Origin of the sequence: Streptococcus sp. HMSC078D09 (assembly GCF_001813675.1) — a bacterium.
GTDB lineage: Bacteria > Bacillota > Bacilli > Lactobacillales > Streptococcaceae > Streptococcus.
Genome location: NZ_KV813675.1, coordinates 745316 through 746312 on the forward strand (window position 1 = coordinate 745316; position 997 = coordinate 746312).

General features: G+C 43.9%; 1 pseudogene. It reads left to right on the forward strand.

What is annotated here, in order from left to right:
• Positions 1–997: pseudogene (locus HMPREF2926_RS08825) on the forward strand (CshA family fibrillar surface protein C); the annotation flags it as partial.

Here is a 997-nt window from a genome sequence, read left to right on the forward strand (position 1 = left end):
AAGCACACCAGCTTATGCTGCTGATGGTACAACTGAAATTGGTACTTACTCAATTGATCCAGCAACTGGACAAGTAACCTTCACACCAACTGACAAATCTTACACAGGTAAAGTAACACCTGTTAAGGTTCAAGCTGAAAGCTCAAACGGTATCAAGGTAGATACAACTTACACACCTGAAATTGTTCCAGTGACTCCAACTGCAACTCCAGCAGAAACAACTGACATTCAAGGTGCAACTCAAAAAGGTAAACCTGAATTCAAGGGTGGAACCGTAACAGTTGATGGCGTTGAGAAAACAGTAGAAATCAATGAAGACGTTCCAGCAACATTTGATGATGGCTCAACTACCAAGACAGTAGATGGCGTTGGTACTTACACAGTAGCAACAGACGGAACTGTAACCTTTGTCCCTGAAAAATCATTTACTGGAACTGCTCCAGCAGTGACGGTTGTTCGCGAAGATAAGAACGGAACCAAAGCTTCTGCAACCTACACACCAACTGTAACTCCAGTAACACCAACTGCGAAACCAGCTGAAACAACTGATATCCAAGGTGCTACACAAACAGGGAAACCTGTATTTACTGAAGGCGACAGCCGTGTGCCAATGAACAATGATGTTCCAGCAACATTTGATGATGGTTCAACTACCAAGACTGTTGACGGCGTTGGTACTTATACAGTAGCAGCAGACGGAACAGTTACATTTGTACCAGAAAAATCATTTGTTGGTACTGCACCAGCGGTAACAGTTGTGCGTGAAGACATGAACGGCACTAAAGCCTCTGCAACTTACACACCAACTGTAACGCCTGTAACACCAACAGCTGAAGATGCTACTTCAACTGGTAAACAAGGTCAAACTCAAACAGGTAAGCCTGAATTTACTGAAGGCAACAGCCGTGTGCCAATGAACGATGATGTTCCAGCAACCTTCGATGATGGATCAACTACTAAGACAGTTGATGGCGTTGGTACTTACACAGTAGCAGCA